The sequence below is a fragment of the Pseudoalteromonas sp. L21 genome, assembly GCF_021728035.1.
Lineage (GTDB): Bacteria > Pseudomonadota > Gammaproteobacteria > Enterobacterales > Alteromonadaceae > Pseudoalteromonas > Pseudoalteromonas arabiensis.
In genome coordinates this window covers 758293-779277 of sequence record NZ_JAKKCV010000002.1, presented here as the reverse complement: position 1 = coordinate 779277, position 20985 = coordinate 758293, and the positions used below count along the sequence as shown (strand labels likewise).

At 41.9% G+C, this 20985-nt stretch carries 18 protein-coding genes; 10 read left to right on the top strand and 8 right to left on the bottom strand.

Annotation, left to right across the window (positions count from 1 at the left end; translation table 11 throughout):
- The first annotated feature begins 791 nt into the window (after positions 1 to 791).
- Positions 792 to 1271, top strand: a complete 480-nt coding sequence (locus tag L3V41_RS08620; RefSeq protein ID WP_237115457.1) for a hypothetical protein — start codon at positions 792 to 794, stop codon at positions 1269 to 1271.
- Here the strand turns inward: L3V41_RS08620 and L3V41_RS08615 are convergent.
- Positions 1268 to 2473: an anhydro-N-acetylmuramic acid kinase gene (locus L3V41_RS08615; protein WP_237115458.1), complete on the bottom strand. Its 1206-nt coding sequence runs from the start codon at positions 2471 to 2473 to the stop codon at positions 1268 to 1270. The two genes, L3V41_RS08620 and L3V41_RS08615, sit on opposite strands and share 4 nt — an antisense overlap.
- A gap of 260 nt (positions 2474 to 2733) precedes the next feature.
- On the opposite strand from L3V41_RS08615, the gene L3V41_RS08610 reads away from it, so the two are divergent.
- On the top strand, positions 2734 to 5469 hold the full coding sequence (locus L3V41_RS08610) for a TonB-dependent receptor (RefSeq protein ID WP_237127563.1): 2736 nt from the start codon (positions 2734 to 2736) through the stop codon (positions 5467 to 5469).
- Between the two features lie 140 nt (positions 5470 to 5609).
- On the top strand, positions 5610 to 5843 hold the full coding sequence (locus L3V41_RS08605) for a helix-hairpin-helix domain-containing protein (RefSeq protein WP_237127562.1): 234 nt from the start codon (positions 5610 to 5612) through the stop codon (positions 5841 to 5843).
- Here the strand turns inward: L3V41_RS08605 and L3V41_RS08600 are convergent.
- Both L3V41_RS08600 and L3V41_RS08595 read right to left on the bottom strand, forming a co-directional pair.
- On the bottom strand, positions 5840 to 6682 hold the full coding sequence (locus tag L3V41_RS08600) for an SMP-30/gluconolactonase/LRE family protein (RefSeq protein WP_157066161.1): 843 nt from the start codon (positions 6680 to 6682) through the stop codon (positions 5840 to 5842). The genes L3V41_RS08605 and L3V41_RS08600 overlap by 4 nt on opposite strands.
- Before the next feature lie 10 nt (positions 6683 to 6692).
- Positions 6693 to 7112, bottom strand: coding sequence for a hypothetical protein (locus L3V41_RS08595; RefSeq protein ID WP_237127561.1), 420 nt, complete (start codon positions 7110 to 7112; stop codon positions 6693 to 6695).
- A gap of 186 nt (positions 7113 to 7298) precedes the next feature.
- Between L3V41_RS08595 and L3V41_RS08590 the strand changes: the two genes are divergently transcribed.
- Entirely contained in the window at positions 7299 to 8330 is a 1032-nt protein-coding gene (locus L3V41_RS08590) for an NADP-dependent oxidoreductase (RefSeq protein WP_062567736.1), read from the top strand.
- A gap of 58 nt (positions 8331 to 8388) precedes the next feature.
- Complete coding sequence (locus L3V41_RS08585) at positions 8389 to 9006, top strand: glutathione S-transferase (protein WP_237127560.1); 618 nt, start codon at positions 8389 to 8391, stop codon at positions 9004 to 9006.
- 73 nt (positions 9007 to 9079) lie between these two features.
- Here the strand turns inward: L3V41_RS08585 and L3V41_RS08580 are convergent, their stop codons facing one another.
- The 3 genes from L3V41_RS08580 to L3V41_RS08570 form a co-directional block, all read right to left on the bottom strand.
- The gene (locus L3V41_RS08580; RefSeq protein ID WP_237127603.1) at positions 9080 to 9982 is read right to left on the bottom strand and encodes a diguanylate cyclase; all 903 of its coding nucleotides are present in this window, start codon (positions 9980 to 9982) and stop codon (positions 9080 to 9082) included.
- A gap of 95 nt (positions 9983 to 10077) precedes the next feature.
- Positions 10078 to 10746, bottom strand: coding sequence for a response regulator transcription factor (locus tag L3V41_RS08575; protein WP_237127559.1), 669 nt, complete (start codon positions 10744 to 10746; stop codon positions 10078 to 10080).
- Entirely contained in the window at positions 10739 to 12040 is a 1302-nt protein-coding gene (locus tag L3V41_RS08570; RefSeq protein WP_237127558.1) for a DUF4118 domain-containing protein, read from the bottom strand. The genes L3V41_RS08575 and L3V41_RS08570 overlap by 8 nt, the downstream gene beginning before the upstream one ends.
- A gap of 180 nt (positions 12041 to 12220) precedes the next feature.
- Here L3V41_RS08570 and L3V41_RS08565 point away from each other — a divergent pair, with 180 nt between their 5' ends.
- Positions 12221 to 12880 (top strand): TrkA family potassium uptake protein, encoded by a 660-nt coding sequence (locus L3V41_RS08565; RefSeq protein WP_054553462.1) that lies wholly within the window; start codon positions 12221 to 12223, stop codon positions 12878 to 12880.
- Positions 12877 to 14244: a TrkH family potassium uptake protein gene (locus L3V41_RS08560; protein ID WP_237127557.1), complete on the top strand. Its 1368-nt coding sequence runs from the start codon at positions 12877 to 12879 to the stop codon at positions 14242 to 14244. Before L3V41_RS08565 ends, L3V41_RS08560 begins: the two co-directional genes overlap by 4 nt.
- A gap of 51 nt (positions 14245 to 14295) precedes the next feature.
- On the opposite strand, the gene L3V41_RS08555 is transcribed toward L3V41_RS08560, so the two are convergent.
- Entirely contained in the window at positions 14296 to 16230 is a 1935-nt protein-coding gene (locus L3V41_RS08555) for a RecQ family ATP-dependent DNA helicase (RefSeq protein ID WP_237115467.1), read from the bottom strand.
- Between the two features lie 259 nt (positions 16231 to 16489).
- Between L3V41_RS08555 and L3V41_RS08550 the strand changes: the two genes are divergently transcribed.
- The 3 genes from L3V41_RS08550 to L3V41_RS08540 all read left to right on the top strand — a co-directional run bounded on the left by L3V41_RS08550 (position 16490) and on the right by L3V41_RS08540 (position 20127).
- On the top strand, positions 16490 to 17794 hold the full coding sequence (locus L3V41_RS08550) for an NAD(P)/FAD-dependent oxidoreductase (protein WP_237127556.1): 1305 nt from the start codon (positions 16490 to 16492) through the stop codon (positions 17792 to 17794).
- An 88-nt stretch (positions 17795 to 17882) separates the two neighbouring features.
- The gene (locus L3V41_RS08545; RefSeq protein ID WP_237115469.1) at positions 17883 to 18449 is read left to right on the top strand and encodes a manganese efflux pump MntP family protein; all 567 of its coding nucleotides are present in this window, start codon (positions 17883 to 17885) and stop codon (positions 18447 to 18449) included.
- 172 nt (positions 18450 to 18621) lie between these two features.
- Positions 18622 to 20127, top strand: a complete 1506-nt coding sequence (locus tag L3V41_RS08540) for a DUF2235 domain-containing protein (protein ID WP_237127555.1) — start codon at positions 18622 to 18624, stop codon at positions 20125 to 20127.
- On the opposite strand, the gene L3V41_RS08535 is transcribed toward L3V41_RS08540, so the two are convergent.
- Entirely contained in the window at positions 20111 to 20878 is a 768-nt protein-coding gene (locus tag L3V41_RS08535; protein WP_237127554.1) for a transporter substrate-binding domain-containing protein, read from the bottom strand. The genes L3V41_RS08540 and L3V41_RS08535 overlap by 17 nt on opposite strands.
- Positions 20879 to 20985 lie beyond the last annotated feature (107 nt).

Here is a 20985-nt window from a genome sequence, read left to right as displayed (position 1 = left end):
ATCGGCTTTGTTTTGTTTTTTTGTTTAATGTTAATTCAATAATCTGAAACTTAATTTTCTAAATTTTAGGGAGGTTGGTATTTTTACTGCGTTTTGTGTCTTTTTTGTGAGGTGGTTTTTTAATAAGTTTTTTGCATTATTTCATTTTTAAGTTTTAATTTTTAATTTTTAATTTTTAAAAAAATATGTTTGAGTGACTGAAATCTTCTCCTTGATGAGTAAAAAATAGTCCAAATCAGCACTTTGGGTTGCATAGTGTTTGAAACACTCCTAGGTTCAGGCTTTGCTTTTTGCCTTTTTAGTTCTTTCTCGTCATATCAACAAAATAAAGGAGTTCAAGCCGCTAGCTTCATATTATAGAGAAAGTGAAGATCTGCTTCTCGATCAAAGCCGTCATTAGAGCATTCACGTTAACTCATTTTGGGGTATTTTCGAGTTACGAAACGGCACAAAAATGGACTTCCCAGATTTTGATTACTCCCATCTGAGCTTTGTTTTAACTCTAGGACTTTATATTTTCATTATGGTTTTTCTGTAGCTTTGAGGCAAATATAAAGCTGTCACGCCTTATCAGAAAACCCCAAATATCGACATCCCCCTCTCCCTAAAACCCTTTACATACAAGACTTTCTATTCCAATCTTGTCAGAAACCATTCCAGTTTTGGAACAGAAAGTACAAAGTTGAACAGACACTAAAATAAATAATACGCTTTATGACAATAGTCATAATTCTGTCATTTAACTGATCAATAATTGACGCTAATTTAATCACCCACGTAATGAAGAAGTAATGGACAGTGCCTTGGTGCAACTTTCGTTTGCACTCCCCTCTAGTGACGATCCTATGTGTGCTGCACTTGCACATACTGTAGAATATGAACAATTGCATTTTATTGCCGATGAGCAAAAGCGTGTCGTTTTTTGCTGCGTGCTACCAGATGATGCCCATCAGGGCGATGTAATCTCTATTAGTGCAACACGTCCTGATGCGCGAGAGTCTGCCTATTTTACTGCCCATACACTTACGCAAAACGATTTAGAGCAGCACGTTATTATGCTTACACTAAATGATGTGACGCATAGCGGCGAGTTTGTATTGCAACTCATGCTACATGGCAAGCATGCCACTTTAAAAGACAGTGCGCAGTTTGATGTGAGCCTTGCTGCTAGCAGCTGTACAGCTGAAAACTTAACTAAGCAGCAAGATAAAGCGCAAAGCTTACGCCATTACATTAGTAGTATTGGCGCTAGCTTCTTGGCTTTTTTTTAGTCAGAAAAGCTAATTTTACCCATGGTAATATCGGGAATCCCCTGCTCGGTATTACCAAATCGCTGTTGCCCACCCGACAAACATTCATTTGCTAAAATAGCAAATAACACCGCCTCTTTGGCATCAGGGTTTATACCTAATTCATCTGTGTTTTTGATAGCTGAAAGTTGTGGGCAGTTGTCTAAAATAACTTTCATTAATAATGGGTTATGCACCCCACCACCACTTGCATACACTGCAACTCGACTAAGGCCGTCACTACATTGAGTTATTGCTTTGGCAATCATTAACCCAGAAAAATGCACCAGTGTTGCCATGACATCAAAGTGAGACAAGTGCTCGGTGTTGCTACGTGCTTGGGCCGCTGCTAAATAGCCTAAATTAAACACTTCGGGGCCTGTGGTTTTTGGAAAAGCAAGGCCGAAGAATGCATTATCACAGAGTGCATTTAACAAAAGTTCACTTACCTTTCCTTGGCTTGCGATTGCAGCATCTTTATCATAATGCAGCGGCGCAAAATAGCGCTGAATATATGCATCCATAATAGTATTGCCAGGGCCTATATCTGAGCTAAAAACAGCACGCGCATCGGCTGATTTAGGTAAGTAGGTCAAGTTTGCAATGCCGCCCATATTAAGCAATATGCGGTTTTCGCTGGTGCTTGTGAAATACAAATAGTCGCCATACACCGCAAGGGGGGCACCTTCACCTCCTGCTGCAATGTGTTTTTGTCTAAAATCGCCAATAGTGGTGATTCCTGCAGCAACAGCAAGGTGATCACTATCGCCAATTTGTAATGTTGCATTGCCGTATTCTGGGCGCTTATGCTGACTTTTTGGACAGTGGTAAATCGTTTGTCCATGGCTTGCTATGACATCGACAAGCTCTTTCGCTACATTCCACTTAGCTAACGTTTTTGCAACCATGTCACCATGTAATTGACCAATCCATGGGTTCAGTAGAGTCACCTCTTCAAGATCACACTCTCGCTTTGCAAACACCCGTTTAACTCGTGACTTATAATCATCATCGTAGTCAACTGTTGTGAATTTTATAACGTCAACATGGGTATTCATACCCTGTCCTGATACCTCACATAACGCGATATCAAGGCCGTCTAGTGAGGTTCCACTCATCAGACCAACAATTAATTTTTTTTCTTTTTTGGCGCTTAAGTACAGTTTTTCAATATGTTGATGCATAAATAAATCACTTAAAATCAGCTTTTTATATGAAAATAAACAAGCTTGGATGTTGGAATAGTTTATATTTTAAAATAATAGATTCAAAGAATAATTATTGCAAAGATTTTTAAATTGCTTTAAAACTGTACGAGTGAACTCCCCAAAAGGAGAACACGGAACGCATCATAACAAAAAGTATGACTCATTAAATTAACTAAATGGTCTAGGTAATAAGCCAACCAGCGTTGATTTAAATGATAAAACGCTAGGGAATCAACATGAAAGCAAAGACAACATCCACAACGCGCTCGCTTTTACTGCTCTCGCCACTTGCGATCGCAGTAAGTTCAATTATCGGCGTAGCCCATGCAGAAGAAGCAGAACAAGTAAAAAAGCCAGAAGTAATCACTGTAACAGGGTCGCGTATCCAACGTGCAGAGCTTGCCTCTAGCAGCCCTGTCGTCAGTGTTGACGAAGCGCAAATCCATCTCGACCGCGCAGTAAACGTAGAAGATATCACAGCAAAGCTGCCGCAAGCTGCGGCGGGTGCAAACAGTACGGGGGCAACAGTTGGTGACTCATTTGGCTCATCAACTATTGATTTACGCGGCCTAGGTCAAAACCGAACATTGGTACTTATTGACGGTACTCGCGCCGTACCATTTAGTTTTCGTAACTCGGTTGACGTAAATACCATTCCTGCCGGATTAATTAAACGCGTTGATGTATTAACTGGCGGAGCTGCGGCCGTTTACGGTGCCGATGCAGTGGCTGGTGTTGTCAACTTCGTTTTAGATGATGATTTTACTGGTGCGGAGTTTTCAACCAGCTATGAAAGTGCTGATGGCGGTAACGAAAAACTAAATTTCGAGGCGATTTTTGGTGGCGATATTGCTGATGGCCGTGGCCACATTACCGGTTATTTAGGTTACACAGAGCGTAAGGAGTTATTAGCGGGTGAACGTGATTATGCACTTGAAAACTCGACACCTTTAATTAATAGCGGTGGTTACTACACTGACGTAGCTTCTGGCAATAGCCTTGCAATTACCGATGCAGGTGCTGTAACAAATGAACGCCAAACCTCTGATTTTACTCCTCACCGCTACTTAACACAGCCAATGGATCGTTTCTCTGCTGGGTTACTATTTGATGTTGACGTAAGCGACAGTGCAATCGCTTATGGTCGAGCTATGTACTCAAAAGTAACCGTTAATGGTGCGGGAGCGAGTGGTCAAACACCTATTTTTGTTAATGAGCAAGTGACTCTTTCACAAGACAATGCTTATATCCCTGATGAGCTTCGTGACCAACTAACATTTGACAGTGAAGGCAATGCCCTTGTTAATGTTGAACGTAATTTAGGTTTGGGTGTTCAACACACCAAAGCAGTGCGTGACTCAATGCAATTTCAATTGGGTTTAAAAGGCGATATTACCGACTACTTACGCTACGATGTATACGGTCAATACGGCAAAACCGATGAAGTGGCGACTATTTACAACAACGCTTACCGTAATGATAACAATGGCAACAGCCGCTTTGCTGCATTGGCAAACTCCGTGGATATTTTTGATCCGAACCATGATTTTAGTGACTTTAGCGATCCCTTGCTTTATACCACCCGCGACCGTACACAAAGTGTGATATCAGCAACCTTATCGGGTGATTCTGGGTTCCTATTCGAGTTACCAGCCGGTGCTATTGATTTTGCAATTGGTTATGAATACCGTAAAGAAACTGGTAAACAAACACCAGGCGATGCTTTTAGAAACGGCACCAGCTTTGCTTCAATCAGCGCGTTCGATATGGATGCAAGCTTTAGTTCTGAAGAGTTCTATGCCGAAATTTTAGTGCCAATTTTAGTTGACCAACCTTTTGCTGAAGAGCTTAGCTTTGAAGGTGCGTACCGTATTTCTGATTATTCAAACACAGAAGCAGAAGACACCTACAAACTAGGTATCAACTGGGCAATTAATAGTGATATTCGTATTCGTGCAAACCGCTTAACAGCATTTAGAGCACCTAACTTAGGTGAATTTGCCAGCCCAATTACAGCACTTTCATTATCGTTATTCGATCAAAACAGTGACCAATTTGTACCTCGTCTCGCTGGGCGCTATAACGGCGATCCTTGCTTATTAGGCATAGGTGATGCAACACAATGTGCAGCCTTTGGCGCACCTGCTGTTGGTACACAGTTCGATTCAAGCACCGCTGAGTATACCTACGGGGGCAACCCGAATATCAAACCAGAACAAGCAGAGTCAGATACACTCGGCATTGTATACACGCCAAGTTATATAGACGGTTTTGATTTGTCCGTTGACTATTACAGTATCCGTGTCACCGATGCTGTAAGCCAAATTCAACCAGGCGCAGCACTACAAAGCTGTTATATTGACGATCCGAATCCGAACAATCCATTGTGTGGTGCGGTACTTCGCGATCCGAATACAGGCTTTATTAGTACAGCGATCGTGAACGACTTTAACCTAGCCGCGATTGAACAAGAAGGTATCGACGTTGCAGCCAACTACGTGATTGATGCACCAGAGCAAATGGGTGGTCGTTTCAGGTTCTCGTATCAAGGTAACTTTGTTACAAAACAAACTCGCCAAAACAACAGTACAGTGCCAGAAATTGACTGTAAAGGCACTTACGGCAGCGCATGTTCTGGTGACTTTGCGAGTATTTTGCAAGCAGATTACAAACACCGTGCAAGCATTGATTGGCAGTTAGACGATATGAACTTCCAGCTTGGCTGGCGCAGAATCGGCGAAGTTGAGTACGCTGTTGACCGCTCAGAAACTATTTCAGCGCAGAACTACTTAGATTTTGCTGCGGCTTGGCAAGTTAATGAGGAACTTGCGGTTAACTTTGGTGTCGATAACTTATTAGACCGTGAACCGCCAACACCTGAGGTAGGCGCAAACCACTTTAACACCGTGAGTGATTACAGTGTGATTGGCCGCTCGGTGGGTGTATCACTTAGGTATTCTCCAAGCTTCTAATTAATCCTACTGTTTTAGCTACACAGGATTGATCCCCACAAGCGCACCCTGCCCGGTGCGCTTTTTTTCGCCGACTTATTTTAAAGCAAAGATGACTGTGGCAAAGTACCTACAAAAGGAAATATATAGCGAGAAACATCATGCCATTTAACGATCAAGAACGAGATGCTTTATTAGCACTAAAAGGCGTTGGGCCAACGGTTGTAAAACGGTTTGAAGAAATTGGTATTGAATCGTTTGAGGAGTTAGCAGGGTTTGATGCAAACACAATTGCGGAGCGAGTCGCGTCGATGCTGCATTCAACGTGTTGGCAAAATAGCCCGCAAGCGAAAGCGGCAATAACAGCCGCCATTACGCGAGCAAAGCAAGGCTAAAGTTCTATCACTTCGATAGCGCCACGTTTTTGCATAGTCACATACATTTTAGTTTGTGACTCATTAAATGTTAGATTAGTTGGGTGTTGGCCTTTTAGTTTATAAGTTTTTAACACCTTGCCTTTGGGTGATACTTTAAGCACTTTGCCCGCGCCATAACGAGTAATGAAAATTTGACCTTCACTGTTTACTCGCATGCCATCAAGACCATGGTCGTCAAAGCGTATCAGCTCTTGTTTGTTACTGATGTTTAGCTCATCGTCAAGATCATATTGCCAAACCACACGCTGCACACTTTCATTTACGTAAAGTTTAGTATTGTCACCGTTCACAGCCACGCCATTGGTTGTGCCCATATTTTTTTCAAGAAGCTCAGTGCTGCCATCGGTATTAATGCGCCACAACTGGCCTGTACTCTTTGACCAGTTCGGATCACTTGCAAACAATGCCCCACTTTTAGTGATACTAATGTCATTTGGCTGATTCATTTTAGCGTTATGTGCAAACACTTCGACTTGATGAGTATTAGCAGGTACTTTTAAAATATTGTGGTTAACATAATCAGCAATATAGAGGTTACCTTGTTCATCAAATTGCAAGCCATTACCAACGCTGTCATTTGGTAAACGCACAAACAATGATGACTTACCCATGTTATCAACACGTCCAATAGTACCCTGCTCAGCATAATTCACTGCATATAAGGTATCGTTGTACATGGTTGGCCCTTCAACACCTTGAGTGAACACGTTATCTTTCACAAAGTCCTGGCTATCAATTGCCAATGCAAGCGGCGTGCATAAAAAGCTAGTCACAGCAATAAGTGTGTGAAGTCTCATAATCGTCCTTTTAATTATCTAAACTGGTGTATACAGCTAAAATTGGATATTCATTTTCACCAAAAGACAGCGTTAACGAACGTTTTTCTCCGTTATCAAGCTTAACACCGCCACTGAAAGAGGATGGGTGTATTCTTGAGCCATCAGCAAACAAAGCCATAATATGATCAGCTTGTAAAATACGCGAGCCTGACGCTTTATTCTCAACGGTGACAACCGCTAAACGCCTGCCACTTTCACTGCTCATCAACACGCTATGAACAATGCTGAATTCACTTTCTTTTGGGTATCGCCTTGCATCATTTTCAAACGCAAATGCACTTCCTGCTGGCAAAGTAGGATCAACCGACAAAGTCCCTGAATTCGCTTGTGCATTGGTTGCAGTAAGCCCCATAACAAGCGCCATTATTATTAAAGAAATACCTTTCATATCAATCCTTTTTGATCAGCTGAATATTTTTTCAGCATACACCGTAATAATACGTGGTGCAAAATGGATTGTTGCTTAACTGCAATTAACATTCCCTACTTGGTAACAATTTAATCATTGATTTCTATTGGCGTGCCCGCACCTCTTTATTACACAGAATTAAAAGCTAAGTCATAGGAGCTAAGCATGTCTGATCTTCAAAACCGTCAATATATTCTCGAGTCACGCCCGAATGGCCCTGCAACGAAAAGTAACGTTGCGTTAAAGACAAACTCAGTATCATCACCTAAAGAGGGTGAAGTATTGTTAAGAACGATTTATTTATCTCTTGACCCTTATATGCGAGGCCGCATGAGCGATGCGGAGTCTTATGCAGATCCTGTTGCAATTGGCGATGTAATGGTTGGTGCAACCATCTGTCAGGTTGAGCAATCAGCGCATCCCGATTATAAAGTCGGTGAATGGGTATTGGCTTACACAGGCTGGCAAGAATATGCGATTAGTAATACTGAAGGGCTAATGAAACTAGGTGAAAACCCAGACAACCCTTCTTACGCGCTCGGAATTTTAGGCATGCCAGGGTTTACCGCCTATATGGGATTACTGGATATTGGTGAACCAAAAGCGGGCGAAACGGTCGTTGTGGCGGCAGCAACGGGGCCAGTTGGTGCAACTGTAGGTCAAATCGCCAAAATTAAAGGCTGTAAGGTTGTCGGTGTAGCAGGCGGTAAGGAAAAATGCCAACACGCTGTAGAACACTTAGGCTTTGACGCATGTATTGATCATAAAGCTGACGACTTCGATGAGCAACTAAAAGCCGCTTGTGACCAAGGCATTGATGTTTATTATGAAAATGTCGGTGGTCATGTTCTTGATGCAGTGCTGCCTTTACTCAATACAAAAGCGCGTGTGCCCTTGTGTGGTTTAGTATCACAGTACAATGCAACTGAATTACCACCTGGGCCTGATCGTTTATCGATGCTGATGGGCTTGATTTTAAGAAAACGTATTAAGGTACAAGGCTTTATTATTTTTGATGATTACGGGGATCGCTATGACGAGTTTGCAAAAGATATGCAGCAATGGCTAAAAGAAGGGAAAATTAAATACAAAGAGCACCTAGAAGCTGATTTTGAAAATACACTTGATGCCTTTAACGCTATGTTAAACGGTGAAAACTTCGGTAAAACGGTTGTTCAAGTACAAAAGCCACTGTAATACTGATCCATTCAAATTATGTGGGCGTAGTAAAACCACGCCCACAAAAGGATAACTTATGATTAAACTTCATCACTTAAATAAATCGCGTTCAAAGCGTATTATTTGGCTTTTAGAAGAGCTAGGCATTGACTACGACCTTGTTGCTTATCAGCGCAACCCCGAAACGTTTTTAGCCCCTGATGAGCTAAAAGAAATTCACCCACTAGGTAAGGCCCCTGTAATTGAAGATAATGGCAAAGTTATTACCGAATCGGGTGCCATTACCGATTATTTAATAACAACGTATGGTAAAGGCAAATACATGCCAGAACCACAATCTGATAGCTACGTTAGTTACCAGCAATGGCTTCACTTTGCCGAAAGTTCTGCAATGGTGCCTTTTTTATTAAAGCTCTTTATTACAAAAGATGGTTGTAAAACCAACTTTATAGGTGACTATGCTGATAATGAAATTGGTAAAATACTGAGCTATGTGAATCAACAACTAAAAGGTAAACAGTACTTAGTTGATGACACACTGACTGGGGCTGACTTTATGATGTCATTTGTTGTAGAAAAAGCTGATGAGGCAGGTCTGCTTGCGCACTTCCCTGAAATCAAACGTTATTTAGAGCAGCTAAAAACTCATGAAAGTTATCACACAGCAAACGATTTAGAAACGAAATACGACTGACCTCATGTGCAGTGACAGTTTGTATACTGTCACTTTTTCCCTGTTCAATAAAATAAAGCTCCAAAGCTACCAATCAAGCTTCACACACTCGATTGCGGCCAGACTTTTTAGCTTGATACATGGCTTGATCGGCCCTTTCGATTGCTGTTTCGATATCATCATTAGCATTTACTAACGAAACACCAAATGAGCCTGTTACATTAATGTGTTTATCATTATCAATTTCGATTTTTAAAGCAGCAACCCCAGCTCTTAATCGCTCAGAAAATGACTTGGCACCTTCAAGCTCGGTTTGGGGTAAACAGACTAAAAACTCTTCGCCGCCATAACGATACAATTGGTCGTACTCTCTTAGATGAGATTTAATGCATTTAACAAGCGCGATTAACACCTTATCGCCCGCAGCATGGCCAAACTCGTCGTTCACTTGCTTAAAGTGATCAAGGTCGATCATTATCAGCGCGCAGCTAAGCGATTTACGTTTGCAAAGCTCATGCTCTTTTTGCAGGTTTTCTTCTAAATTCGTTCGATTCAACGCTCCCGTTAAAGGGTCTCGGGTGTGCAGCAATTCAGAGAACTCATCAATAAGGGTCTCAAATAATTCATGTAGCCTATCTAAATCGGCATGAAACTGATCCAATAGATTGACAGTAATAGCAGACTTAGTTTCTTTTAACGATAACAGGACCTTGGCACCTTGATGCATTTTTTGGTGTGCACAAGCGATTTCTGAAAAATAAGAATGAAGGTTTAGGGTCTGCTCGGGAAGCTTACTAAACCATTGCCCAAAGCGACAGAGGTTATGAGCATTATCGCTTAAGTCTTGTTCATTTGCGGGAGTATCTGCAATTAAGCATCTTAACAAATTTTTATACCATGATTGATGCCAATCAATAGCCTGCTCAATTTCTGCAATCACGTCTTCAAGCTGGGTATTCGACAGTGAACTAATGCCTTGCCCAGTATTTTGATGCATAGCCAATGAAAAGACTTCCACTTTATTATTTTATTTACTAAAACAGTACCTAAGGTCTGTGACAAACACAACTTAAAGCGTTGTTAAGCGATAATTTATTCAACTAAGCGGTAACCCACCGAGGGCTCAGTTAAGATATGCTTTGGGCTCGCTGCATTTTGCTCGAGCTTTTGCCGTAATTGACCAATGTGTACACGTACATATTCAGGGCGATTAATATACTGCTCACCCCACACCTCAGATAAAATAGCGTTATGTGTTAGCACCTTGTCTTTTTGCTGAAATAACAACAGCAATATAGCGTACTCTTTTTTAGTTAGTTTAACTTCTTCAGCGCCTTTACGGACCACGTGCTTATGTGGGTCGATGTGAATATCGCCGCATTGCAGAGTTAGGCTTGGTGTTGTTTGTGCGCGCAATAGCACCCGAATACGCGCTAATAATTCGTTTGCACTGAATGGTTTGGTCAGATAATCGTTAGCGCCATTATCAAGCGCGGTGACTTTTTCTGTTTCGCCATCGCGTGCAGAAAGTACTAATACAGGGAGCAGACTCCACTGCCTAAACTCCACCAGCCAATCTTGCCCATCCATATCAAGTAAACCTAAATCAAGTAGCACTAAATCAAACTGTTGTTGGCTTAAAAGTGCAAATGCATCAAGCCCTTTAGCGCACACACTGACTTCATGATTGCTGGCTTTTAGCAGTGTTTTTAAAAAACTTTGCAGAGGCGCAGAGTCCTCTAAAACCAAAATATTAGCCACGGCTGTTACTCCAAGTTAATATAGCTGTCGCCTGCTTTGTTTGCTCATTGAGAGTTAATTCAAAGCGCCCTTGATGACACTTAGCAACCACATCACAGATCACACTCCCTAAGCCGACTCCTTCATCTTGACTCGCCTCATGCTTATTAGCAAAAGGATTGGTTAACACAATTCGGTACTCACTATCTGTTTCAATAAATTGCATGCTTGCTGTGCCATTACCATAGCGCGCTGCGTTCTCGAGCATATTGGCAAAGGCAATTTCAAGTAAGGTTTCATCACCAAAGCAGAGACTGTTTGGCTGAGCCTCAATGTTCAATTTAAAGCATTGTAATTGCTGCTGGCGACGTGATTTTGCTTCGCTAACAAGAGTCAAAATAGGCAGCTTTTGCCAGTTGATATTCTCAGCTAATTTATTAACTTTACTGAGCTCCATGACTTTATCAAAGTGCTGATTAAGAATTTTACTTTGCTCATAAATATTAGCTGCTTGCTCTTTGATAACCTCTGAGCTTAGTTGAATATCATCATCAGCCAACATGCTCGATGCGCCCATTATAGTTGCTAATGGCGTACGCAAGTCATGGGATAAACTACGCAATAAGGTGTTTTTTGACCTTTCTAGCTCCGCCTGTACTTTGATCGCCGCGGATTGCTCACGCAATAAGGTTTTTTCTTGAACCTGATATAGTAAAGAGCATGCTGTATTCGCCAAAGCAAGTTGCTCAGCATTAAGCGCTTTAGCAAATGCAATACCGCCAAATTCAACTTGTTGTTCGTTTAAATAAATAAACTGCCTAGAGCCTGTTAGCTGCCAGTCACACGCAACCTTTAAGTGCGCAGCCATGGTCGTTAAAAACAGCTGCTTTTGCTCCTCAAGGCTATCGAGATCATTGAGCTTTTTAGCTAGTTCATACAACAAACGACTATTACTTGCATGGGCTTGCACATCGCGAACCTTGGTATTGAGCTCACCGGCTAGGTGGCTTATTACTAAACCCACAATCAGCATCACCAAAAAGGTAACCACATATTCAATATTTTCGATATGAAAAGTAAAATACGGCACCACATAGAACCAGTCAGTGCAGGCAACACTCACTAAGGTGGTAAGCGCAGCCACACGACGATTACTTCGCACCGCAACCCAGGTCACCCACAGCAGCTGTAACATCACAATATCAGTGGTTGTAAACAGTTCTCGAAACGGAAAAATCGTGAGTACCACCACAAGTGGCATCAACACACTTAAAAATGCGGCTTTTAAATACTGTATTTTGAATACTGACTGCATGATCTTTTCACTTATTGTTTGTCCCTATTAGATTAAAGGGTTTTCAATTTTGTCACTATAAAGTTTTTATAAAGTTTTTTTATCTCGGCATAAAATCTTTATAAAACTTCTGCCATGTCTAAAGACTTCTTCTTTTTTGCCATTAGCATTAAGTGTGAACCCACAATAGCGAGAAAAACAATGGCTCAGTTTGCAGTAATCGGATTAGGACGTTTTGGCGTAACCGCCTGTTTAGAACTTTCAAAACAAGGGCACACGGTATGTGCCGCAGATATTAGTGAAAGCACAGTTAACCACTATGCCGACCAGCTCAGTTTTACTGTGGTGGTTGATGCCAGCGATGAAACACAATTAGCGCGGCTCGATTTACCCAGTTGCCAAGCGGTATTAGTCGCCATAGGCGAGAATATTGAAGCCAGTATTTTATGTGTATTGCACTTAAAAAACTTAGGCGTAAAACAAATTTGGGTAAAAGCATGTACCAAAAGCCATCATCAAATTCTGAGTAAACTGGGTGTTGACCGCATCATTCACCCTGAAGAGGAAATGGGCGTAAGAGTTGCACAAGCGCTTAACTACCCAATGGTTAATCAATATTTCCCGCTTAACCAGTCCACGTTTATTGTTGAGCTGGGCATAGATCTACAACTTTCAGGTCGCAAAATTGGCTGGCTACTCAAAGAGCGTAATAGCGATATTAAACCGCTCACACTTCGACGTGATGATTATTTCAATACTGAGCTGACTAATGACACCGAGCTGCGCCACGGCGATAGTCTGGTGCTACTTGGCTCTAAAACTTATTTAACTAAACTAGCAAAACGGTTTCGTGCATTATGATTAACTGGCAAGCCAACGTTTATCCTAAACAATTTAGCGGTGTAAAGTGTCGCAAGCGGCAAAAAATTAACCCGCCATTAGTGCTCACTATCGGCTTTATTGTACTAATCATGCTGGGGACGAGTTTACTCATGCTCCCTGTAGCCAGCACCGAACCGATTAGCTGGCTTGACGCACTATTTACAGCAACCTCTGCGGTCACAGTTACAGGACTGGTGGTAATAGATACGGGTACTGCACTGACAGTATTTGGACAAAGCATAGTGATGCTGCTGATTCAAATTGGCGGTATTGGCTTTATGACAGTGGCAGTGATTTCAATATTAAGTTTAGGAAAAACCCTCGGTTTACAACAGCGCTTATTGGCCAGTCGCGCTTTTGACACTAACGATTTAACCTCGGTGATCAAGGTCGCTAAATACGTTTTAGTCTATTCATTAATTATTGAATCCGTGGCGTTTTTCTTATTATTTATCAGTTGGTTTGATGATTATGGCTTAGTAAAAAGTGCTTACCACAGTTTGTTTTATACGATTTCTGCGTTTAATAATGCTGGCTTTGCCTTAAGTGGCGATAGCTTATCTGCGTTCAAAGGGGATGTGACCGTAAACTTAGTAATCACAGGCTTATTTATTATCGGTGGTTTAGGGTTTACGGTACTAATTGATATTTACAAACAAAAACGTTGGTCATCACTATCAACCAATACACGCCTAGTATTAATTGCGACTTTAGTGATCAATAGTACCGCATTTTTACTCATCTTTTTATTTGAACACGCAAACCCCGCGACATTAGCGCCGCTATCAACGTCAGAGCAAATACTGACCGCATGGTTTCAAGCAGTGACACCTCGTACGGCAGGATTTAATACTTTACCGATTGATGCCTTAAGCCAAGATTCTACGCTACTAACCATGCTGCTTATGGTGATTGGCGGTGGCTCAGTTAGTACGGCTAGTGGTATAAAACTAGGAACCTTTGTGATCTTAATTTTAGCGATGCGCAGTTATTTAAAACAGCAAACAACAGTCACGGTTTTTAACCGCCAGTTGAGCGACAAACTCGTGATCAAGGCATTAAGTGTCATGATACTGTACTTATTTATCGCCTTTATTAGTATTATGGTTATTACCAAGCTTGAACAAGGCTCGTTACTGGATATCACCTTTGAGGCGATTTCAGCACTCAGTACCGTTGGCCTTTCGCGGGGTATTACGGGTGATTTAAGCGCACCTAGTCAGCTCATTATCATACTGCTGATGTTGATAGGTCGAGTTGGCCCACTCACGTTTGCATATTGTTTTGCAAGACAAAGTAGCCAACCTTTGACCTACCCTACTACCAGTATTCAAATTGGCTAAGTTTACAGTTATGACACTTTTTAGTGTCATAACTGAATACCTAAAACCCTGCTACAACTGCTGTAGCAAGGCTTTAATGTCACTGTATCGTTGCTGTTCGCAAAGGCCAAAGCCTGATAGCTGCCTAACTTTATTACGAGTAAATAAAGGTACACTCATGCCCGCTAAAAAGCGGCACTGTGTGTCAACGCTGACATCACTAAACCCTTTATTTGCTAGGTGCTGTTTAAGCTCAGCAACTTTACTGGCAATCACATTTTGCTCAGGCATTTGATGCACTAATGAATAACTAAGTTTTACCTGCTGGCCTCTACACACTGAGCAATGGCCACATTGCTGGGGTGCATGTTGGTCATCAAAATAGCGGGCTAAGTTGTAACTTAAGCAGCTATCTAACTCAAAAAAGCGCACTAAAGTGGCGATACGCTTAATTTCGGCCTGTTCTTTTTCGATAAAGTATTGATGAAGTTGCTGTGCTAAATCAGCATGGTTAATAACCGCATTATTCACTTCATACACTTGCGTAATACGTTTAGTTTCAAGAGCGATATGACCCTTTTCGGCCAAATAATCAAGCGCAGCAACCACACGTTTTCTGTCAACTTGAGTGGCACGGGTTAGCGCATCAAAATTTAATGTGCCCCAAATTTTCTTAAACTCAGTGTGTTTAAATACCTGTTGTAAAAACGCTTGGCGATCAGCATCAAACTGGCTAAGCAGCGCATTTTGATCCGTTAAAAACTTATATTTAAAGTCAGCGTAATAGGCATATAAAGGTGTAATAGCCCCTTGCATTTCTAACTGCACCAGTAAGGTTTTTAACGCTAAAGCACGAATATTACTGTCGCTCGAAAGGCTGTACTCTTGCATTTCCCACTGGTTATTAGTTTGCTCGTTACGAATGTTATTAATGACATACTCAATCCCACTTTGCTCTGGCGTGTCGGCATAAACAAAGTTTTCAACGGTATTTAAGCCATCTAAGTTTGCTAGGGTAAAACAGTTTGATGGCGCACCATCTCGCCCTGCGCGGCCAATCTCTTGGCTATAATTCTCAATCGATTTTGGCAAATCATAGTGGATCACAAAACGAATATCAGACTTATCAACACCCATCCCAAAAGCAATGGTTGCCACGACAACATTGATTTTACCCGCCATAAAATCATCTTGAATTTGCCAGCGTTTATCATCCTCAAGGCCTGCATGATAAGCCACCGCATTAAATCCGGCTCCCCTCAAGCCTTCGGCTACTTGCTCGGCGGTATGCTGTAAGGTGACATAAACAATCCCAGCCCCTTGTTGGCTGGCTATAATACTTGCTAATTGCTGAGGCTTTTCTTGGCTTGCGACACTAAGCACTGATAAATCGAGATTACTTCGGTAAAAGCCAGTTTGCACTACACATTCAAGGGCAATGGCAAAGCGCTCACACATATCGCGCTTTACTTTTTTGGTAGCGGTAGCGGTGAGTAACAATACCAGCGGAATATTAAGATCTTCACGATAGCGCGGCAGCTTTAAGTAGTCTGGCCTAAAGTTGTGGCCCCATTCAGATATACAGTGCGCTTCATCAACCACCAGCATTGAAATAGGCACTTGTTTAATAAATTCACGAAAGCGCTCATTCTTAAAGCGCTCCACTGAGACCATTAAAATTTTCACCTTCCCTGCGCGCACATCACTCATTACCGTATGGCTTTGCTCAGAGGTTTGGCTTGAATCTAGGCTTGCCGCATAGATGCCTTTACTGTTTAAAAAGCTAATTTGATCTTTCATCAGTGCCAATAATGGCGACACTACTAAGGTCAAATTAGGTAAATGCATCGCTGTTAATTGATAACACAACGACTTTCCCGAGCCAGTTGGGAAGATAGCCAACGATGATTGCTGGTTTAATAACTGCTCAATGGTTTGTTGCTGACCTAGGCGAAATTCATTAAAGCCAAAGTACTGATTTAGCGATGCATGTAGTGACGTAGTCATCCTGATCCCTTCGTTCATTTCCTTTATTCTGAAATGATAGGTGTTTAAAAAACTGATGCACCATACTATCGCGTTTCCTGTTATCGCCCAAGCACCTAAATAGGATAAAAAGCGCCACATTGTTCTTAACTTTTGCTGACAAAACAAGCAAAAAGGCGCACAATAGAGCCGTTGCCGTGGGGTATTGATGGATGGATTTGCAATACCTAAGCGCTTTTTATCAAGAGTGTTTAGGTATTATACTTTTGAGGGCAACGTAATGATTAACCAACCTCCTAAAATCGTGATTATCGGTGGTGGCGCTGGTGGCTTAGAGCTAGCAACACAATTAGGACACAAACTCGGAAAAAAACGCCAAGCAGAGATACTTTTAATCGATAAAAACCGCAGCCATATTTGGAAGCCGTTACTTCATGAAGTAGCGACGGGGTCGATTGATGCCGATTTAGACGGCGTTGTATACTCAGCTCATGCAGCAAAACACCATTATAATTTTCAACTCGGCAGCTTTTGCCACTTAGATCAAAGCAATAAAACCATTACCCTAAGCGAGTTAAAAGACGAGCTTGGCCACCGCATTTTACCTGAGCGCCAAGTCAGCTATGACTACCTCGTACTTGCCATAGGCAGTGTCAGCAACGACTTCAACACGCCTGGAGTCAACAAGCACTGTTTTTACCTTGACTCAAACCAACAAGCTGAACGCTTTCAGCACGCTCTACTCGATAACTTCACCCGTTTACATCAAGATGACGACCAACAGCATTCGTTAACTATTGCCATAGTTGGGGGTGGTGCAACGGGGGTTGAGCTGTCGGCTGAGCTTTATCATGTGTCAGATATGCTAAAAATGTATGGCCTTAATAAAATGACCGCCAAACGCTTACACATTGATTTAATCGAGGCGGGGCCACGTATTTTACCTGCATTGCCCGAGCGCATTGCGAACTCGGCTAAACGCGAGCTGGTTAAATTAGGGGTGACAGTACGCGAAGGTACCCAAGTAAAAGAGGCCACAGAGAACAGCTTTATCACCAAACACGATGAACATATCAACGCCGATATTATGGTTTGGGCCGCGGGTGTAAAAGCCCCTGATTTCATTAAAGACATTGGTATTTTTGAACTCACTCGCAATAACCAAATTAAGGTAAATCAATACCTGCAAAGTAGTGTTAACAACGACATTTTTGTGATTGGTGATTGCTGTGCATTTACCCAAGAAGATGGCTCACAAGTGCCACCAAGAGCGCAATCGGCTCATCAAATGGCGCAATGTGTTGAAAAAAACCTCATTGCCACACTTAAAAACCAGCCACTGAGTGCCTTTACCTACAGTGACCATGGTTCTTTAGTCAACTTGTCACGCTACAGCACGGTCGGTAGCTTAATGGGTAACTTAACCAGTAATAGCTTTTTCATTGAAGGAAAAATTGCGCGCTTTATGTATATTTCGCTCTACCGTATGCATCAACGTGCGATTCACGGCAGCGCTAAAACCTTTGCATTGTGGATCAGTGAAAAAGTGCTGCGGGTGGTAAGGCCTAAGATGAAGCTTCACTAAACCAAATAGGCACTATTGAGCCGTAAAATTAACCTATCGGTTTACGGCTCATAAGCGTATAATGCGCTCTTTTTGTGGGGCGCAAAAATTGAATATTATTACTCTGAGCGTTTTATCGCTTGCAATGTCTACCGATGCTTTTGCGGCTTCTATCACCAAAGGCAGTACACTTAAAAACCCGCGTATTCTCAGTGCAATCAAGCTTGGTTTATTGTTTGGCTGTATTGAAGCTATAGCGCCGATTATTGGTTGGCTTATCGGTAGTGCCGGTGCTGACTACGTGGAAGCGTTTGATCATTGGATTGCGTTTGTACTACTCGTTGGTCTTGGCGTTCACATGTTGCTTGAAAGCCGTAAAGAGGATGACGAAGAGGAACTAGCCCCCAATACCAAGCGCTCTTTTATTGCGACATTACTAACGGCTGTTGGTACCAGCATAGACGCGATGACAGTTGGTATTAGCCTTGCTTTCATGAAAGTAAACATTTACTTAGCGGCAGCAATGATAGGTCTTGCGACGACCATCATGGTGACAATTGGCTCACTACTTGGCAATGTAATGAGTGGCTGGGTTGGCAAAAAAGCCGAAGCCATTGGCGGTATAGCACTTATCTTAATTGGTTGTGGCATCCTTTACAGTCATACTCACGCTTAATTAAATCGCTCTTCAAAATAAGCTTTGGGCATAAGTTTTAAATCCTCTTGCCCAAGCTCATTAAAGCACACCAAAAACTAAAACCAATAAAAAATAACCATCGCGCATAATTTGTCTTCAAATTTTAACAAATGCCTTGTATGTTATGACAAACCACTAAAGGAATGACGCTATGACCCCCAAAACGCTGATTTTCAACTTTGATGGCACTGGCAGCGAACCTCGTGATGCAGAGCAATTTAGTGCAGCGCATTTTAAAGAAGACGCTAGTATCTCTAACATACTTAAACTTCACTTATTATTTGGCGGCACACTAAATAATGAGCCAGAAACCCCATTTCCTGATCAAATTAGTTTTTATTATCAAGGTATAGGCACCCAAGGCAGTCGTTTTAAACGCCTTTTCAATCAAGCTTTAGCCCCTAGAGGGGATGATGTTGCCAGTATTTTAAATCGCGCCATTAATGACTTTAAAAGCTATTACACTGTTGGCGATAAAGTACTACTCACAGGGTTTAGTCGTGGCGCAGCGTTAGCACGGCGTTTTGCTAAATGCCTTGAACCACTTATTAGTGATGATGTTTACTTGTGTGTATTTGATACTGTGGCATCGATAGGGTTTTCTAAAGTCACAAAAGCAACCCGTGGTGCTGAGCATGTGATTTTTGAAAACTATACTTTAGCAACAAATATTAAAGCCGCCCTTCACTGTGTTGCACTTGATGAAAAACGCAGAGCTTTTGAACCAACGCTTATTAATAAAGCGCCCCATGTTGAAGAAATTTGGTTCGCTGGTGCCCATTCCGATGTAGGCGGTGGTTACTATCGTGACGGTTTAGCCGACATTTGCCTACGATATGCGATTGAGTGGCTAATTGAACAAACAGTTGCACTAAACCTTTTAACCAGCGCAGACATCAACTACAACACGTTACTTCCACAAGCGCATCGAAACTTAATTGCACAAGACGATGTCACCGTTACGCCCGACCCACTAGCACTCAGTCATCAACAAAACTATTTTTGGTTCAATCCGTTATTCAAACTCGTTGATCGTGAATGCTGTGTACTTATTGAAAACGAACAAAGCGACCACCCGCCAACTATTCACCACACTGTCGCACATAGAATCAACCGCTTAACAAGCTATCGTCCTGAGTCACTCAAAAGCCTAACCTATAACGTACTTTATAACGATGGCAACCTGCTAAAATTTAAGGGGTTATGCCAACACATTGCGCTTGATAAGCAAAATATGACTGTGCTTAGTATTGGCCAAAGCAAGGATGTTTTAGTGTATGGTTCTGAAAAATACAATCACACAGGTGTCATGTTAGAGCTAGGTGGCACTTACCGCTTTACACCTTACCCTGATCAAATTTGGTATGACGACGGTATTAGTTGCGGCCCAGGCGGCTGGCATCGCGATAATATACAGCTGGGCGTGAAAGAAATTCCGATGGCATTACTCGAGCCATTTCGACGTTTAGCGCACGCACAATGGTTTGCACTCATTGGCGCGATTGATAACAACGATGATCACCTTTTCGAAATCGCAGAAGGTGCCGATATCCGTATAGCAAAATCAGGTGAATTTTGCCCATTTGCAAACGACCTTAACCGCTTTTATGGGGCAAATGCAGGGCGCATAAAGCTGCGTGTTACTCGTCTTGGCTAAAGCTTCTAACATGCTCAGCTATCAAACCTGTGATGCTTTGTTGGTGTGTGATGATGGTATTGTTTATTCTAGTACGCTCAGGCTCTGTTAAGGTTGTTTTACTAAGCATAAACGACACCCAATTATCGTTAATAATATAGTCATGAAGCGCAATTCCTTTTAACTTAAGCGACCCTATGAGATAAAGACCGGCAAGCTCATCATCTATAAAAAAATCGACTCTATTAGCTTGTAGCATTCCTAAACGTTGTTGCAATTTAGGCACCGCCATAATTTGATTTTTAAACATTTTTATTCGGCTAAGCGCTGTAAACTCTTCACCGTAGTAGCTACCACTGTTGATTAAAATAACCTGACCTTTAAGTAATAATCCTTTCAGACTAAGTGCCGCATATTCTTTTTTGGGATACCAAAATAACCGCATCACCTCTTTTCTATAAGGCTCTGAAAAGTAGCTAAAACGAGCACGTTCCTCACTAAAACTTGCGGCGGGAAGTAGGTCTACTTTACCTGACCGCAGTTCAGCAAAGCCACGCTTTGAAGACGGGAGTGAAACAAATTGTGTGCAAAACCCAGATTTACTTAATACAAACTCAGTGATCTGGATATCAATACCAGAAAACGTTTTATCACGAATAAGCACATAAGGTGCCCATTGCTGAGATATTCCAACCTTTAACGTGCGTTCACAACCAAGCGCTTTTTTAAAAAGCAAAATCGAACAAAGCAGAAGACACACTTTTAACTTCATCAATATACTTATCAGCGGCTATGGTTAATCATTACCAAAGTATGGTTGATAGTAAGTAAAAGACCAAAATAAACGTCCAAACATGAAAAAAGCAGCCTTACGGCTGC

What these genes read in the sequence shown, in the direction of transcription:
- L3V41_RS08615 (WP_237115458.1), bottom strand. Translation starts at nt 2,473, where the DNA reads ATGCATCAACATATTGAAAAACTGTACTTAAGCGCCAAAAAAGAAAAA.
- L3V41_RS08585 (WP_237127560.1), top strand. Translation starts at nt 8,389, where the DNA reads ATGATTAAACTTCATCACTTAAATAAATCGCGTTCAAAGCGTATTATT.
- L3V41_RS08550 (WP_237127556.1), top strand. Translation starts at nt 16,490, where the DNA reads ATGATTAACCAACCTCCTAAAATCGTGATTATCGGTGGTGGCGCTGGT.
- L3V41_RS08610 (WP_237127563.1), top strand. Translation starts at nt 2,734, where the DNA reads ATGAAAGCAAAGACAACATCCACAACGCGCTCGCTTTTACTGCTCTCG.
- L3V41_RS08595 (WP_237127561.1), bottom strand. Translation starts at nt 7,112, where the DNA reads ATGAAAGGTATTTCTTTAATAATAATGGCGCTTGTTATGGGGCTTACT.
- L3V41_RS08560 (WP_237127557.1), top strand. Translation starts at nt 12,877, where the DNA reads ATGATTAACTGGCAAGCCAACGTTTATCCTAAACAATTTAGCGGTGTA.
- L3V41_RS08580 (WP_237127603.1), bottom strand. Translation starts at nt 9,982, where the DNA reads ATGCATCAAAATACTGGGCAAGGCATTAGTTCACTGTCGAATACCCAG.
- L3V41_RS08605 (WP_237127562.1), top strand. Translation starts at nt 5,610, where the DNA reads ATGCCATTTAACGATCAAGAACGAGATGCTTTATTAGCACTAAAAGGC.
- L3V41_RS08620 (WP_237115457.1), top strand. Translation starts at nt 792, where the DNA reads ATGGACAGTGCCTTGGTGCAACTTTCGTTTGCACTCCCCTCTAGTGAC.
- L3V41_RS08600 (WP_157066161.1), bottom strand. Translation starts at nt 6,682, where the DNA reads ATGAGACTTCACACACTTATTGCTGTGACTAGCTTTTTATGCACGCCG.
- L3V41_RS08590 (WP_062567736.1), top strand. Translation starts at nt 7,299, where the DNA reads ATGTCTGATCTTCAAAACCGTCAATATATTCTCGAGTCACGCCCGAAT.
- L3V41_RS08540 (WP_237127555.1), top strand. Translation starts at nt 18,622, where the DNA reads ATGACCCCCAAAACGCTGATTTTCAACTTTGATGGCACTGGCAGCGAA.
- L3V41_RS08555 (WP_237115467.1), bottom strand. Translation starts at nt 16,230, where the DNA reads ATGACTACGTCACTACATGCATCGCTAAATCAGTACTTTGGCTTTAAT.
- L3V41_RS08565 (WP_054553462.1), top strand. Translation starts at nt 12,221, where the DNA reads ATGGCTCAGTTTGCAGTAATCGGATTAGGACGTTTTGGCGTAACCGCC.
- L3V41_RS08535 (WP_237127554.1), bottom strand. Translation starts at nt 20,878, where the DNA reads ATGAAGTTAAAAGTGTGTCTTCTGCTTTGTTCGATTTTGCTTTTTAAA.
- L3V41_RS08570 (WP_237127558.1), bottom strand. Translation starts at nt 12,040, where the DNA reads ATGCAGTCAGTATTCAAAATACAGTATTTAAAAGCCGCATTTTTAAGT.